General features: G+C 68.9%; 14 protein-coding genes and 1 pseudogene. 2 read left to right on the top strand and 13 right to left on the bottom strand.

Annotation, left to right across the window (positions count from 1 at the left end; all coding sequences use genetic code 11):
* Positions 1-18 precede the first annotated feature (18 nt).
* Positions 19-741 (bottom strand): tannase/feruloyl esterase family alpha/beta hydrolase, encoded by a 723-nt coding sequence (locus ACH34Q_RS31240; protein ID WP_395986691.1) that lies wholly within the window; start codon positions 739-741, stop codon positions 19-21.
* Between the two features lie 309 nt (positions 742-1,050).
* Between ACH34Q_RS31240 and ACH34Q_RS31235 the strand changes: the two are divergent.
* A pseudogene (locus ACH34Q_RS31235) lies at positions 1,051-1,424 on the top strand (acetyl-CoA C-acyltransferase); the annotation flags it as partial.
* A 38-nt stretch (positions 1,425-1,462) separates the two neighbouring features.
* On the opposite strand, the gene ACH34Q_RS31230 reads toward ACH34Q_RS31235, so the two are convergent.
* Positions 1,463-1,678 (bottom strand): hypothetical protein, encoded by a 216-nt coding sequence (locus ACH34Q_RS31230; RefSeq protein WP_395986690.1) that lies wholly within the window; start codon positions 1,676-1,678, stop codon positions 1,463-1,465.
* 580 nt (positions 1,679-2,258) lie between these two features.
* On the opposite strand from ACH34Q_RS31230, the gene ACH34Q_RS31225 reads away from it, so the two are divergent.
* Positions 2,259-2,675 (top strand): hypothetical protein, encoded by a 417-nt coding sequence (locus ACH34Q_RS31225; RefSeq protein WP_395986689.1) that lies wholly within the window; start codon positions 2,259-2,261, stop codon positions 2,673-2,675.
* Positions 2,676-3,061: 386 nt separating this feature from the next.
* On the opposite strand, the gene ACH34Q_RS31220 is transcribed toward ACH34Q_RS31225, so the two are convergent.
* The 11 genes from ACH34Q_RS31220 to ACH34Q_RS31170 all read right to left on the bottom strand — a co-directional run bounded on the left by ACH34Q_RS31220 (position 3,062) and on the right by ACH34Q_RS31170 (position 14,700).
* Complete coding sequence (locus ACH34Q_RS31220) at positions 3,062-3,421, bottom strand: nuclear transport factor 2 family protein (protein WP_395986688.1); 360 nt, start codon at positions 3,419-3,421, stop codon at positions 3,062-3,064.
* A 700-nt stretch (positions 3,422-4,121) separates the two neighbouring features.
* Positions 4,122-5,003: an SDR family NAD(P)-dependent oxidoreductase gene (locus ACH34Q_RS31215; protein ID WP_395986687.1), complete on the bottom strand. Its 882-nt coding sequence runs from the start codon at positions 5,001-5,003 to the stop codon at positions 4,122-4,124.
* A gap of 13 nt (positions 5,004-5,016) precedes the next feature.
* On the bottom strand, positions 5,017-5,235 hold the full coding sequence (locus tag ACH34Q_RS31210) for a hypothetical protein (RefSeq protein WP_395986686.1): 219 nt from the start codon (positions 5,233-5,235) through the stop codon (positions 5,017-5,019).
* Positions 5,236-5,238: 3 nt separating this feature from the next.
* Complete coding sequence (locus ACH34Q_RS31205) at positions 5,239-6,396, bottom strand: amidohydrolase family protein (protein ID WP_395986685.1); 1,158 nt, start codon at positions 6,394-6,396, stop codon at positions 5,239-5,241.
* A gap of 19 nt (positions 6,397-6,415) precedes the next feature.
* Positions 6,416-7,297 (bottom strand): SDR family NAD(P)-dependent oxidoreductase, encoded by an 882-nt coding sequence (locus tag ACH34Q_RS31200; RefSeq protein WP_395986684.1) that lies wholly within the window; start codon positions 7,295-7,297, stop codon positions 6,416-6,418.
* Positions 7,294-8,289 carry an amidohydrolase family protein gene (locus tag ACH34Q_RS31195; RefSeq protein ID WP_395986683.1) on the bottom strand — a complete coding sequence of 332 codons (996 nt, stop codon included), beginning with the start codon at positions 8,287-8,289 and terminating at the stop codon, positions 7,294-7,296. Before ACH34Q_RS31195 ends, ACH34Q_RS31200 begins: the two co-directional genes overlap by 4 nt.
* Entirely contained in the window at positions 8,286-9,155 is an 870-nt protein-coding gene (locus ACH34Q_RS31190) for an SDR family NAD(P)-dependent oxidoreductase (RefSeq protein ID WP_395986682.1), read from the bottom strand. Before ACH34Q_RS31190 ends, ACH34Q_RS31195 begins: the two co-directional genes overlap by 4 nt.
* A 15-nt stretch (positions 9,156-9,170) precedes the next feature.
* On the bottom strand, positions 9,171-10,640 hold the full coding sequence (locus ACH34Q_RS31185; protein WP_395986681.1) for a class I adenylate-forming enzyme family protein: 1,470 nt from the start codon (positions 10,638-10,640) through the stop codon (positions 9,171-9,173).
* Positions 10,641-10,645: 5 nt separating this feature from the next.
* Positions 10,646-11,062, bottom strand: coding sequence for a Zn-ribbon domain-containing OB-fold protein (locus tag ACH34Q_RS31180; protein WP_395986794.1), 417 nt, complete (start codon positions 11,060-11,062; stop codon positions 10,646-10,648).
* A 2-nt stretch (positions 11,063-11,064) separates the two neighbouring features.
* The gene (locus tag ACH34Q_RS31175) at positions 11,065-12,231 is read right to left on the bottom strand and encodes a thiolase family protein (RefSeq protein WP_395986680.1); all 1,167 of its coding nucleotides are present in this window, start codon (positions 12,229-12,231) and stop codon (positions 11,065-11,067) included.
* A 114-nt stretch (positions 12,232-12,345) separates the two neighbouring features.
* Positions 12,346-14,700, bottom strand: a complete 2,355-nt coding sequence (locus ACH34Q_RS31170) for a CoA transferase (protein ID WP_395986679.1) — start codon at positions 14,698-14,700, stop codon at positions 12,346-12,348.
* Position 14,701 lies beyond the last annotated feature (1 nt).

Raw genomic sequence — 14,701 nt, 5'->3', positions numbered from 1 at the left:
AGCGTCCAGAGTGGTCGGCTACCGGCCGGTCAGGTCAAGGGCGCGTTGACGTGGGACACGAAGGCCTCCGTGGTGGAAGTGGTTGCTTGGTCGCAGCGCAGCGTGCCCATGGCCGGGGAGAAGGAAGAAGCGGAGGAACTCTGCCGTGGCCGTCCGCCCGCCCATGGCCTCCACCACCCGCTCGTGGTAGTCGACGGTGCCCTGCGGTGGGATGACTTCATCGCCCATGCCGTGTGAGAGCAGTACTTTTCCACCTGCGTCTCGCACGCCGGTCAGGTTCGGATCACCCAAGTCATACTCGCCGAACATCTGCACGCTTCGGTCGAACATCTCCTCGAAGTTCTCCATGGTCACCGTGCGCCAATAGAAGCCGGGGTCTCGCATGACCCAGGAAGACACCCAGTCCTTGGTCAGGAAGAGCGGATCCGGCTCGATGACACCGTCGACTTCATGGCAGTTCAGCATTCCCATCGGCAGGTAGTCGCCCCAGCTCTCGGCACCGACGGGCAGCCCGTACCAGAGCCGTCGTCCATCACCGGTTCTGGGCCCGTCCCAGATCAGCCGCATGACTTCCGCATCGAGCTCGGTGACCGGTCCCGCCTCGGTTTCCGTGCCGATCGCGGGGCTGGGGTCCCAGACAGGGAAGTCCGAGCGCCAGAACAGGCCGTCTTCGACTCCGTCCTCAGCGTCCAATGCGGACAGGGCCGCTTCACGCATGGCGGCGAAGCGCGCGGAGGGCACGGGGTTCTCGTGAGCTCCCAATCGATATCACCGGTGGCCTCATCCAGACCCCAAGCGAAGAATCGTGGGTCCTGGTTCCCGCCGTCGGTAGAAGCGGTCACGAAGCCGTTGCGCACACCGTCGGCCAGGCTGGGCACGGTCATGGCCGGCCACTTGATCCACATGAGCCAAACTTAGCCTCAATCCACCGATTTGGATTCAGGCGAGGCCCGGCGAATTAAATGCGGAATTCTCGTCTGATCAGGATCAATATGGCTTGTCTGGAGCTCTATTCCACCGTGAAGAGAGAGCTCGGCCTTGGCCTGGCGGGCCGAGATCGGCGCGCACGGCATGGTCGCCGGCCCCGATTCCTCACTGCAACCCCAGTCGGCCAACGCGACGGCGAAGGTGTTGGAGAAGGAAGGCATCACCACCGACCTCGACCTGGTCGAGTTCAACGAGGCGTTCGCCGCGGTCGGCATCGAGCCGATGCGTGCCTTCGGCCTGCCGGAGGAGAAGGTCAACGTCAAGGGGGCGCCATCACGATCGGCCATCCGCTGGGATGCTCCGGCACCCGGATCGTCCTGCACCCGGCCCTTGAGCTCAAGCGTCGCGGTGGCGGTGTCGGAGTGGCAGCACTCTGCGGGGGTGGCGGCCAGGGTGACGCGCTGGTCGTACGGGTACCGCCAGAGCTGATGCCGTGATCGGACCACCCCCCGGGTCCCGCCGTGCACGAAAGGACTTACACCGGGTCCTGGCACTGCAGTCTGTCCAGAAGGATGTCGCCGATCTCGGCGAACGCCTGTCCCGCGGTCAACCCCCGCCCGCCGCAGGAGACAATCCTGGCGAACACCGCGAACGTGGAGGCGAGTGCCGCGTCAACGGCACGGAATCGACCGGGACGAACACCGCCCTCGATGATCTCGTGCACGCGGCGCGCAGCGGCGGCCGAATCCAAGCCGTAGAGATCGGCCGCCGCGCGGTACGTAATCATGCCGTCGTGTAGCCCGCTGAGCCGCGGCCCATCTCCCGGCTGACGCCATGGAGGTACACGCCCTTGACCTTTCGGCGGTAGCCGCTCACAGCCGCTGTCTCCGATCCCGGGGCGACTCGGCATCCAGCGTGGTCCGCTCGCCCTCCCGCCAACTCTGCATGGCGGCAACCGCGGCCGGATAACCGTAGCGAAGCCGCAGGCCTGCCGCCGATCCCCAGGTGACAGCCGACCGCGCGGCACCACCGGCGGGTACGCTCCATGGTTCGCCGGTATCTTGATCAGTACCGACATGGACCGTCCGATGGAGGAGCAACCGCGCATGGCAGCGTCAGTATCATCGTCGCCGGCCACGCTGGCGTCGCGACGCGCCAGGGGGGCCAACCGACGCCCGCTCGACGAGAGCCGCCGGGCCGAGCTACTGAGCCGACTCGAGTAGCTCATCCTCACCGAAGGATTCGCCAAGCTCACCGTCGACGAACTGGCGTCCCGGCTGCAATGTTCCAAGTCAACGCTCTATGCCATCGCCTCCGGCAAAGAACGCCTGGTGACCACGGCGCTCAAACACTTCTTCAAAACCGCCGCAGCCCGCATCGAGGATCGCGTCGAGACGATCTCCGACCCCACCGACCGCATCGGTACCTACCTGGCCTCGGTCGGCGACGAGATGCGCAAGATGTCACAGACGTGCCACCTGGACATGGTCTCCCCCGACGCCACCTTCGAGATCTGGGCGCTGAACGCGCGCGCGTCCGCCCAACGCGTCCGGGAATTCATCCGCGACGGCGTGGCGGCCGGCCGGTTCCGCGGCATGCACGCCGAATTCGTCGGTGAGTCGGTCAGCCTGCTGGTCGACGGCATCCAGCACGGCGAACTACTCGAGCGCACCGGCCTGTCCTCGGGCGAGGCCTATAGCGAACTCGGCGAACTCGTTCTCGCCGCGCTCACGAACACCACGCGCTGAGCTCACCAACACCACGCGCTGACAGCATCGGTGAACAGACCACCGCCCTACCGCCGGGCCGGTCCCGCAGGAGCCGTCACCGGGTGAGCTGGAGCGGCTCTTCCGGCTGGACCAGGCCGCGCTGGAGCAGGCGGGTGAGCGGCGGAGCCCGGCGACGAAGCTGGGTTGGGCGGTGCGGTGGGCACCGGCGGATGCTGGGGGTGTTTCTGACCGAGGACCCCACGGCGGCTCCGCCGGGTGCGGTGGGGTTCGTCGCCGAGCAGCTCGTCAGGAGCAGTCATGTTCACCCCCCTGCGAGGCTGATCAGCCTCGCAGGGGGTTCGAAAACAGCTTCCTACCGCCGTCTACCATTGCGTGGTGGTTCGCCCTACAACCTGTCGGCCATGTCAATCGGTCGTGCCGGCGTGCACGGCGATGATTCGCCAGCCGTGCGTCTCGTCGTGTAGCCAAGTACGGGTGTAGCGCATTCTGGCCGCGAACGGCGCCCCGGAGACGGTCCCTTCGACGGTGCCGAGAAACCACGTCACCCCGGTGCACCCATCGGCGAGCACGGTCAACTCCTCCTCAGCCACCCTCGTCACCACCTGCGCACGAGTGCGGTGCAGCTCCAGGTCGTCCGCCTTGGTCTGAACGTTCGCACCGAAGGTAAAGATCAGCCGATCATCCAGCAGCCGATCCAGCGCCTCGACATCTCCAGCGAGCTGCGCGGCCTGAAGTCGGCGCTCGGCGTCCCGCAAGTCCTCCATAAGGCCCACCCTCCCAGCCGGCGCCGTATCCGCGCCAGGACGTTCACCCTCGGCTGATCTTCACAGTCCGATCCCGCGACTCCGATCGCCGGTGACTCGGCCCCGCGATCACCGGATGCCTGGCCGCGCTCGGGCTCGTCACCGTCGTCCGCGAGTTCCGGCCCGCACCGCCACGGCTGGACGTCTCGCTGGCTCACATCCAGGCCACCCCCGGGAGAGCTCCAGGACGCCGGTCTCCGTCAAGAGTGCGTGACACTTGATGGTGGGGCGCGTGGTCCGGCGAAGACGGGGCGTCGGCTCTTCGTCACGGAGAGTGGTCGAGCAGGAGGTGGTTCTCCTGAACACATTTGAGGCTGGGGCAAGATCGTGCCCCAAATCTGCCCCAGGGAAGCACTGAGGCCCCTCCTCGGAGTCGAGGAAGGGCCTGTGTGGTGGGGGTGGGCGATACTGAGTTCGAACCAGTGACCTCTTCGGTGTGAACACCGTTTACTGCTCCCACCCCATAAGCCTTTTCGTATCTGCCCAGATCAGAGGCATCCCTTCGCCGCACCACAACGCACTTCAGGGAAGCTCAAGTCACTTCTGGCGCCCCACAATTCACGCCCCGCACCATTATCGGTGCTGTCACCCAGAGTAATCAGTACGGCTTCGCAGCGACAGACCCGCTGTCAGCAGGTCTCCCGGTCGATGTCGGCGCGGCTCAGGTGGGGAAGGACAGGTCGGCGGGCTGGGCGTTCGTTGTGTCGGTGATCTCCTCGAGCCGCTCGGCGACGGTCTCGGGGGTCAGTTTCGGGTCGTGGATTCCGGCGGTGTTGACCATGACCATGCGGGAGACGTAGCCGCCGGCCGCGTTGAGGACTTCGCCTGTGAGGGAGCATTCGTTGTGGGCCAGGTAGGCCCCGACGGGCGCGACCAGTTCCGGGGGCATGTGCTCGTTCATGAACTCGACGGTGCCTGCGGGCAGGGCGGGCGCCGCGAGTTGGAGCATGCGGGTGCCGGCTCCGGGCGCGATGGCGTTGACCTTGATGCCCCGCGATGCGCCCGCGACGGCAAGGTTGCGGGTCAGTCCGTAGACCGCGCCCTTCGCCGCTCCGTAGTGGACCATGTCCGGCTGACCTGCGAGGGCACTGGACACGGTGTTGACGATCCGGCCCTGGCCCGACTCGCTCAAGTGGGGCCATGCCGCCCGGCTTAGGAGGAGGCTGCCGGTGTAGTGGACGTTGAGGAAATCCTGGAAGACCTCGATGGGGAGGTCTTCGAAACGGCCGAGACTGTAGATGCCGGCGTTGTTGATGACCGCGTCGACGCGGCCGAACTCCGCCACCGCTGTTGCGACGATGCTCTGGGCGCCTTCGGGGTCGGCGACGGAATCGGTGTTGGCCACGGCGGTGCCTCCGTCTGCCTTGATCTCGGCGACGACCGTGGCCGCCGGACCGTCGGAGGGATTGCGGCCGTCGGTGTCGCCGCCGAGGTCGTTGACGATGACCGCGGCGCCTCGTTCGGCGAGCAGCCGGGCGTAGGCGCGGCCGATGCCCCGCCCGGCGCCGGTCACGATGACGACGCGGTCAGTGAAGTCGAGCATGGTTTCTCCTCGTTCATGTGCCGTCGGCGATGTTGGCTTTGCTGGCTTTGAGAGCATCGAGCCGCCGTTCGAGGAGTTCGATCGCGGCCGGGTGGGCTCGGCCTGTCGCGAGAAGTGCGTCGAGTTCGGCGGTTGTCTCGTTTTCTTCCTGGGCCAGTCGCTCGCGGGCCAGTTCGCGAGTAAGCAGATCCTGTTCGGCCCAGTCGGAGGCGTCGATGTCTCTTTCCGGCACGGCTCAGCCGGTCTTCTCGTGCAGGTCGAACAGTTTCCGGGCGTTCAGTTCGACGATCTGGTGGACCTCGTCGTCCGGGATATCCGCGAAGATCTTCTCGGCGTACTTCCGGCTTTTCGGCCAGTACGAGTCCGAATGCGGGTAGTCGCATTCCCAGGTGATGTTGGCGATGCCGATGTCGTGCCTGGCCTTCAGGCCCGCGACGTCGTCGATGAAGCAGCCGTAGATGTGCTTGCGGAACAGGTCGGAGGGGCGGACGTCCTTGACGACGTTCTGGTACCAGCGATGCCGCTCCCACGTGCCGTCGATGCGTTCCAGGAGGTACGGGACCCAGCCGACGCCTCCTTCCGAGAGGGCCACCTTGAGCTTCGGGTGGCGATGGAAGACCGGGGAGAACAGCAGGTGGGCGGTCGCCGACATGGAGTTGGTCCCGTACAACGAGATCGTGACCGCGTACGGCGCCTCGGGTGCGGTCGCGGGCGGCGAGCCTGAGGAGCCGAAGTGCATGCACAGCGGCATGCCGGTCTCTTCGGCGGCGGAGAACACGGCCTCCCAGTGATCGGTGTAGATCGACGGCAGGCCGAGCGGCACCGTGTTCTCGGGGAAGGTGATGCCCTTGGCGCCCTTGGCGGCCGTCCGGTGGATCTCGGCCACGCACTCCTGCGTGTCCCAGAGCGGGAGGATGATCAGCGGGATGAACCGGTGCGGGGCGGTGGCGCACCACTCGTCGAGGACGAAGTCGTTGTAGGCACGTACGCATGCCAGGGCGAGGTCGTCGTCCTCGCGCTCCGCGGTGAACAGCCCGCCGGCGAAGCGGGGGAAGGAGGGGAAGTTCGCCGCCCCGTGCACGCCGTCCAGGTCCATGTCGACCAGCCGGGCCTTCGGGTCGTAGCACCCGGGGATCATGTCCGCGTAGCGCACCGGCTCGACGCCGTAGTCCTCGGGCCTCTTGCCCGCGACCGCGTTGAGCCCGATCGAGGGGAACCGCTTTCCTTCGTAGTGCCATACCTGGATCGGAGGCCCGCCGGACGATGACGGCTCGTCGAGGATCCGCGGGCCTCGTCCGAGGAACTTCCGGGGAAGCCGGTCGGCCCACACCCGCGGGTGCTCGATGAGGTGGTCGTCGACCGAGATGAGCTTCATCCACGGTTGCAACGGCATCCTGGCGACTCCTGTCCGATCAGGTTCTGAGGTAGGGCACGCGCAACCGCGCGGTATCGATCTGGCCCGGTTGCCAGCCGGCGAGGAGTGAGCGGCCGTCGAGGGTGCGAACCGGACGCTCCAGTTCGGCGAGCAGCGACAGGTTGTAGGCGATCCGGCCGGTGAGCGTCTTGGGGTCACCGGTGCAGAGGGCGAGCGCGGCCTCGGCGATGGTCTCCTCCGGCTCGGAGTTGTCGGTTCGGACGCCCGGTACGGTGAGCGCGTTCTCGGTGGCCACCTGGTACTCCGGCGCGAGGGCGTTCACCGCGATGTTCTCCTCGTAGAGGTCCATCGCGGCGCCCGTGGTGATCCGGTCGAGGAACGCCTTGGTGCCGCCGTAGAGGGCGGCCCCGTGGGTCGGATTCGCCGGGAACGGCGGGCCTTTGCGCGGTCCCGCTTGGGACGAGGAGATGTTGAGGATCCAGCCGGCCCCGCGTTCGCGCATGCCGGGCACTGCGGCTGCGGCCAGTTCCCACGCCGCCCAGACGTTCGCTTCCACTGCTTCGAAGAAGGATTCCCGGGTCATGTGCGGGAACGTCCGATCGAAGTGCCGGGGGGCGGCAGCGCAGTTCACGACGATGTCGACCGGGGCGCCGAATTCCGCCCGCGCACGGGCGATGATCTCTTGCCGGTCGGCCCTAGGGTCGCCGAGGTCGAAGCCGATCGCCACGGCTCGTCCGCCGTCGGCCGCGATCTGCGCCACGGTCTCCTCGAGCGAGCCGGACAGCGTGCCGTCGCCTGCTCGCAGTGAACGGGAGACGGCGGCGACCGCGATGCCGTCGGCGGCGAGCCGGCGCGCGATCGCGCGGCCGATGCCGCGGCTGGCGCCCGTGACGACCGCGATATGCGGCTCGTCGGTCATGAGCCGAGTCCAGTGAGGCGGCGGAAGTTGCGGGCCGCGATGTCAGCGCGCTCGTCGTCGGTGAGCGGGAGCGTCTTGAGCACCTCGATCTCCCGGTCCAGCCGGTCGTGGCTGGTCTCCGGCGTCACGCCGGGACGGTTGCGGAACCAGAGGTATTCGCTGATGACCCAGTTGCTGCCGAACAGGACCCGGTCGGTGCCGATGGCCCGCAGGTGCGCCACCAGGTCCTCGGGGCTCACATGGCCTTCGGCGACCTCAATGAGGCGCAGCGAGACGTCGGTGTGCACGCCGGGATGGGCGTTCGCCAGCTCGACCACTTCGGCGTCGGCACCCTCCCCGAACCGCCGGTCGTGGCCGAGATGAGCGAAGATCAGTTTGAGGCCGGGGAAGTCGCCCAGCGCCTTGGCGTAGTGGCGGGGCCGGCCCGGCATGAATCCGGCCGCCTGGGTGAGCAGCGGAACTCCGGCCGACGCGCAGTAGTCGAAGACCGGCCACATGCGCGGGTCGTCGCCTTCGGTGCCGTGGTTCATCGGAACGTGCTTGACGCCCAGGGCGCCCCGGCGTATCCCGTTCTCGACTTCGGAGAGCAGCGTCGCCTCGTCCATGAGCACCGGGTCGACACCGACGAAGCAGCTCAGCCGCGGATTCTCGGCCACCTGCCCTAGGGCCCAGCTGTTGTTGTCCTGGATCCGGCGGACGATCCGGCGCCGCAGTTCCTCGGCCTCCCTCGACCGATCCGGCTCCCTGTCCGGCAGGATGTTCTGCCCCTGCCGCCAATACACCCCGGACCAGGTGAACATCAGGATGTTCATGTGGGCGATGCCCGTCGCGACCATGACGCGGCCGGCCTCGTCCGGGGTTCCGAAGAAGCGCGGCTCGTTGGGCAGGCCCATGGCCGCGCTGAACCGCAGCAGGTTGCTGTAGAGATCGCAGCTGTGGTCGGCCGTGCGCAGGACGTGGTTGTGGCAGTCGATGATTTCCAGGTCGCTCATGGCGTGTCCCCGATGCCGGCCAGGGCGGCGGGTGTCGGCGAGCCCACCGGCGGGCGCCGGGTGGTGTGGACGATGCCGCCGTCGGAGACCACCGCGTGGCCGGTCATGTACGACGACAGGTCGGAGGCCAGGAACACCGCGACGCCCGCGGTCTCTTCGGGGCGGCCGAGGCGTCCTTGCGGTGTCGCCTCGGCGGCCTTCCGCATGAACTCGGCCTGGCCGGGACGCTTGGACGTCGCGGTCTCGCGCCCTGTGCGGTCGACGTTGTGCGTGCCGGGCACCACGCAGTTGACCCGGATGTCGTAGGGCGCGAGTTCCAGTGCGGCGGAGCCGGTCAGGTGGATCACTCCGGCGTTCGCGGCGCCGTAGTGCGAGATCGACGGGGCCGCGGTGACCCCGCTGGTGGAGCCGAAGTTGACGATCCGGCCGGGCCTGCCGTCGCGGATCATGGCGACGGCCTCGGCCTGCATGCACAGCATCGTGCTGGTGAGGTTCAGTTCGATGGGGCCGTTCCACTCCTCGAGCGTGTAGTCCAGGAACGACTTCGGCGTGGCGGCACCGAGGCTGCCGACGGCGTTGACCGCCACGGTGATCGAGCCGAGCCGCTCGCGGGTCTCCTCGACCATGCTCTGGACGTCGTCGGGGCGGCGGACGTCGGCGTGCAGTGCGATCGCCCTGCGGCCGAGCGCCTCGATCTCCTTGACCGTCTGCGCGGCGAACTCGTCGGAGATGTCGGCGACCGCGACGTGCGCCCCGGCTCTCGCGAGGGCGATGGCGGTCGCCTTCGGGATGCCGCCGCCACCGCCGGTCACCAGCGCGACCGCGTCGGTCAGGCCGAACAGGTCCGCTGCGGAATCTGCAGCCATCTCAGTTCCTCTCCTTCAGGTCAGTTCGGCGGCCAGGTCGCGGCGCAGGAGCTTGCCGGTCGCCGTGTGCGGGAGGTCGGTGCGGAAGACCACGTCGTCGGGGGTTCGGGAGGATCGAAGCCGTGCCCGTACGAACGCCCGCAGGTCCTCGGGGTGGGGGGCCGCGCCGGGCACGGGGACGACCACAGCGACAATGCGCTGTCCCCACTCGTCGTCGGCGATCCCGAGGACGGCGGCTTGGCCGACGGCGGGATGCTCGGCCAGCACGTCCTCGATCTCGGCGGGCGCGATGTTCTCACCACCTCGAATGATCGTGTCGTCGGACCGGCCGTGCACGAACAGGTAGCCGTCGGCGTCCAGGTGGCCGCGGTCGCGGGTCGGGAACCATCCGTCCGCGTCGAGTACGGACCCGAGCCCCTGGTACTCCCCCGACACCTGCGCGCCGCGGACCCAGATCTCGCCGCTCTCACCCGCTGGAAGGGAGGTGCCGCCGGGGCCACGGATCTCGCATTCCACTCCGGGCACCATGCGTCCCACCGAGCCGAGCCGGGCGACGGCGAGCGGGTCGCCCGCCTGCGCGGCCCGATGGTCGTCGGGGCTCAGCACCGCGATCGTCGAGGATGTCTCGGTGAGGCCGTAGGCGTTGACGAAGTCCACGCCAGGGAACGCCGACAGCGCCGCCCGCAGGACCGGCGGCGGCATCCGGGCGCCGCCGTAGGCGATCGAGCGCAGCGCCGGTGCGTCCGCTTCGGCGCCGTCGAGTTCGCCGACGATGCGGGCGAGCATCGTGGGCACCACCATCGCCTGCGTAACCGCGTCGTCGCGAACCAGGTCGAGCCAGTCGCGGCCGGTGAAGTCGGGCAGGTAGGTCATGCGGCGGCCGGCGTAGAGGTTACTCAGCACCGAGCCGATGCCCGCGACGTGGTACGGCGGCACGCTGACCAGTACGGCGTCGGTCTCCTCCGCGGCGGCGAACTCGACGGTCTCCAGTACGTAGCTGACCAGGTGCGCGTGCCGGAGCACCACGCCTTTCGGTTTGGAGGTCGTACCGCTGGTGAACAGCACCACGGCGGGATCGCCGTCAGGCACCTCGGGTAGTACGCCCGGCCGGATGCCGAGAGCCAGGCCCAGCCAGTCTTCGGATATCACGTCGGCGGGGACGACATCGGTGAACGCCCGGTCGGCCACCACGAACGGGGTGTCGAGTTCTGCGAGCAGCTCGGCCAACTGCCGCTGCGAGAGCCGGTAGTTGAGCGGGGTCAGCGAGAGTCCCGCCTTCGCGGCAGCGAACAGGAGGGCGGGCAGGACCGGTCCGTTCACACCGATGTACGCGACGCTACGCGCGCCCCTCTCGCGGAGGACGGCGGCACCTCCTTCGGCGGCGCGGGCCAGTCGCGCGAACGTGAGGCCGTCCCGCCCCCGGCCGAGCGCGACCCGGTCGGCGAAGGCGTCGCTCGCCATGTCGAGTACCAGCTCGATTCCCATCGCTGTCAGCTCCTGTCCGGCTCGACGTAGGGCACCGTGATGCCGCCGCCTACCTGGTGGAACGTGGTCCGCACGCGGAGTCCCACGCGCACTTCGGCCACCTCGCAGTTGACGAGGTCGGTGAGCAGCTGGAACTCCTCGTCGAAGGTCACGATCACGACGGCGTAGGGGGTGGTGAACTCCGCCGTCTGCGGGCGCCAGACGACGGTGTGGCTGTAGATCTCGCCCAGGCCTGCGCTGACCTGCCACTCCAGTTCGCCGGCACGGCAGCGCCGGCACACCAGGGCCGGATCGAACTCGGCGTGCTTGCAGGCGGCACAGCGCTGGTAGCGCAGCTCGCCCACGGCGCAGCCGTCCCAGAACGGCTGGGACACTGGCGTCGGGGCGGGCAGCGGGATGCCCGGCCGCTGTGGTTCGAGCATGGTCACGGGCGCTCGCTTCCGAGGAGGACGACGTCGGTGAACAGCGCGCCCGCGCCGCCGTTGGTGCAGAGCGCGACCTCCGCGCCGGGAACCTGCATCGAGCGGCACCGTCCCTGGAGCTGGTGGACGCCGCGAGCGACCCGCTGGGTGAGCTGGACGACTCCCCCGCCGTGGCTGTAGGACATCAGCCCGCCGTCGGTGGTGATCGGGAACTGTCCGCCGGGGCCGATCCGCCCGTCCATCACGAAGTCGCCGCCCTCGCCTTCGGCGCAGAACCCGAATGCCTCGAACTGCCGGATGATCTCGAAGGAGAACGGGTCGTACAGCTCGCACACGTCCACGTCGGCCGGTCCCAGCCCGGCCATGGCGAAGGTCTTTCGTGCGGCGCGGCGGCCGACGTAGCCGTTCGGGACGTCGTCGGACGCGCCGGTGAGGTCCCAGCTCGGTGCGTGCCGGTAGGCGGGGCCCAGTGCGTCCAGGCCGCCGCCCAGGATGTGCACCGGAACGCCGGGCAGTTCCGCGGCGCGCTCCGCGGTAGTGATCACCAGAGCGCAGCCGCCCTCGGACGTCGTCGCGCAGTCGAGCAGGTGGAAGGGGTCGGCGATCATTCTCGAGGCGAGGATGTCGTCGGGTGTGTAGGGCCCGCACCCCTGGTAGACGGCATCGGGATTCACGTGCCCGCTGTTGCGGACGGTTGCGGCCACCTCGGCGAGCTGCTCCGGCGTCGTGCCGAAACGCTCCATGTGGCGGCGCGCGATAAGCGCGAATTCGGCTGCGGTGTACAGCCCGAAGGGCACCACGAACTCGTTCGCGGGCCGGGTCCAGGGCGCGGTCGCCGACCGTTGTGTGTAGAGACCGGCACCGCCGTCGGCGACCAGCACCGTGTGCGCCAGCCCGGTGGCGACCAGGCTCGCCGCCTGCAGCACACCGGCGATGCCGCCGGCGCAGTTGGAGTTCCACGCGGGACCGAGGCCGAGCGCGTAGATCAGATCCGGCGCGTGCTTGCTGAACACCGCGTCGACCTCGGCCGCCGGCACGGCCGCCTCGGCGAGCGCTCCGCGCGCGGCGTCCAGGGTGATCGAGAAGGAGGTGTGCCCTTCGAGCACCCGCGCTTGGGGGGTGTTGTACGCCGCGACGATCGCGACGTCGCGGAAGGGATGTGGGGTCAACGCTCGTGTTCTCCTGTCAGCGCCTGGGTGCGACTTCATGGTCGCGTTCGCGGATGCGGGTTCCGAGCGGTCGTTCCAATGGCTGGAACAGAACTGCCGGTAGGGCGTACGGGTTCAGAGGTTGTCCGGCCGCTCGCCGATGACTCCGCTGTGGCGGAGGGCCGCGCACTGCTCGGCTGCGAGCCCGGCGACGCCTTGCAGCACCTCGTCGTTGTGCTGCCCCAGCACAGGTGCGGGACGGGCGAACCAGGGTCCTGAACGGCTCGCCAGCCGTAGCGGGACTCCTGGCAGCCGGATCTCGCCGAGCACGGGATGCCGTAGAGGCTGGACGAAGCCACGGGCAGCGAACTGGGCGTTGTCGAGCACGTCGGCAGGCGGTACGACTCGTGCCGCCGGGATTCTCCTCCCGACCAGTGACGCGGCCAGCTCTCCGGCGTCCCGGCCGGCGCAGTGGGCAGAGAGCCGCCGGTCGATCTCGTCATGGGCGCCGCGCCTACCCTCCACATCATCGAGCTCAGGTGCCGTCGCCCACTCCGGGTCTCCGAGCTCGGCACGCAGCGCCAGCCAGTGCTCGTCGGTCGCGACGGCCAAGGCCAGCCACTCGTCCTCGTCCGGCGTACCGCAGCGATAGAGGTTCTGCGGGGCGGCGCCAGGGCCGCGGTTGCCCGTCCGGTTCAGCTCGGCGCCGTAGGCCTGCTGCTCGATGACCACTTCGGCGGCGACATTGAGCGCCGTCTCCACCATGGGGACTTCGACGAGGACGCCGCGGCCCTGCCGTTCGGCCTGCTCCAGTGCGGCCAGGACGGCCACCGCGGCATGCATTCCGGCGAGCGGATCGCAGGGCCCTTTGAGGACCATCGGTGGCGTATCGGCGTGGCCGGTCATCCACGACAGACCGGTGGCCTGCTCCATCGTCTGGGCGAATCCGGTGCGGTCGCGCCACGGTCCACTGAGCCCGAACGCCGGCATCCTCACCAGGGTGAGCCGTGGATTGACCTCGCGCAGCGACTCCCAGGTGATGCCGAAGTTGCCGAGCACCCGAGGTGAGTAGTTCTCGACCAGGACGTCCGCCCGCGCGATGAGCCTCATCAGGACCTGACGTCCTTCCGGCCGCGTCAGGTCGAGAGTGATGCCTCGCTTGCCCGCGTTGGCGCCCTGAAACACCCCGCCCCATTCCCACCACCCGTCCATCGACGGCGGACGGGTGGAGGTGAAGCGCATCCCGTCCGGGCGCTGGACGGACTCGACCTTGATCACGTCCGCGCCGAACGCGGCGAGCAGTTGGGTCCCCGCCGGGCCCGCCCAGAACCCGGTCAGGTCGACGACCCGCAGGCCGGCCAGCGGGACGCCATCCGGCCGCACCCTGCCGTCTTCTCGCGGGTTCCATCGGACGAGTCCGGTGTGCTCGCCCAGGGCGGGGGCGGTTCCAGGTCCCGGCCCGGCATCGCCGTCCACGAGATAAGGCCTGCGCGGCTGCGGAAAGCCCCCGGAGGGATTGCGGACGAACACCTCGCGCGCGGCGAAATGCTCATTGCCGGTGATGGTGAGCGGGGTGCCCACGGGGGCCACCGGGATCCGCAGGGCGGTGGCGATCTCCTCGATCGCCGCGGTGGGCAATGTCGTGGTCCACTCCTCGATGATCTTCTGGAACTCCTCGTACCGGCCCTGCCTTCGCCTCGGATCGAGGATCTCCGGGTCCTCGATCAGATCGGAACGGTCGATCATGAGCAGGAAGTCCTGGAACATCTGACCGGTGATCGTGCAGAATCCGATCCACCCGTCCGCGCTGCGCTCCACGGAGGGGATCTCCACGGTGCGCCCCGCCGGCCGCGCGCCGGACAGATCCACCGTGAGCGGCGTGTACAGCGACATGGCGACGCACATGCATTCGAGCATCGACAGGTCGACATGCTCGCCGCCCTGCCCGTGCCGTCGTGCCGCCGTGCGCAGCGCGAGGGCGGCGGCGCCCGCCCAGCTGCCCGCGATCCACTCCCCCAGCCGTCCGCCCACGTGTACGGGCGGGCGGCCGGGGAATCCGCGTCCCCCGATCGAGCCGGACTGCGCCTGGAGGGTGAGCTCGGTCCACGGCCGCCGCGCCCATGGCCCGGTACGGCCGTACGGCGTGATGGAGACGATGTCGAGCCCGGGGAACTCCTCCCGGACTCCCGCGAGCGCCGTGTCGTCCAGCGTGGACTCGACGAGCAGATCGGCGCCCGTGAGCAGTTCGCGGACTGCAGGCTCATCCACCTCGCCGCGCACCGATCGTTTGCCCGCGTTGAGGTACTGGAACATCGCGCCGTCGACACCGCCCAAATCCGCGCCTGAAGCCGTCCACCGCCGGTACTCGTCCCCCTCGGGGGTCTCGGCCTTCACCACATCCGCGCCCGCGTCCACCAGCAGTTTGGTGGCGTAGGGGCCCGCGATCCCGGTGGTCAGATCGAGAACCCTGAACTTCCGCAATAGGGACATG

The organism is Actinomadura sp. 9N407, assembly GCF_044326315.1.
GTDB lineage: Bacteria > Actinomycetota > Actinomycetes > Streptosporangiales > Streptosporangiaceae > Spirillospora.
This window is presented reverse-complemented; position numbering and strand designations above follow the sequence as displayed.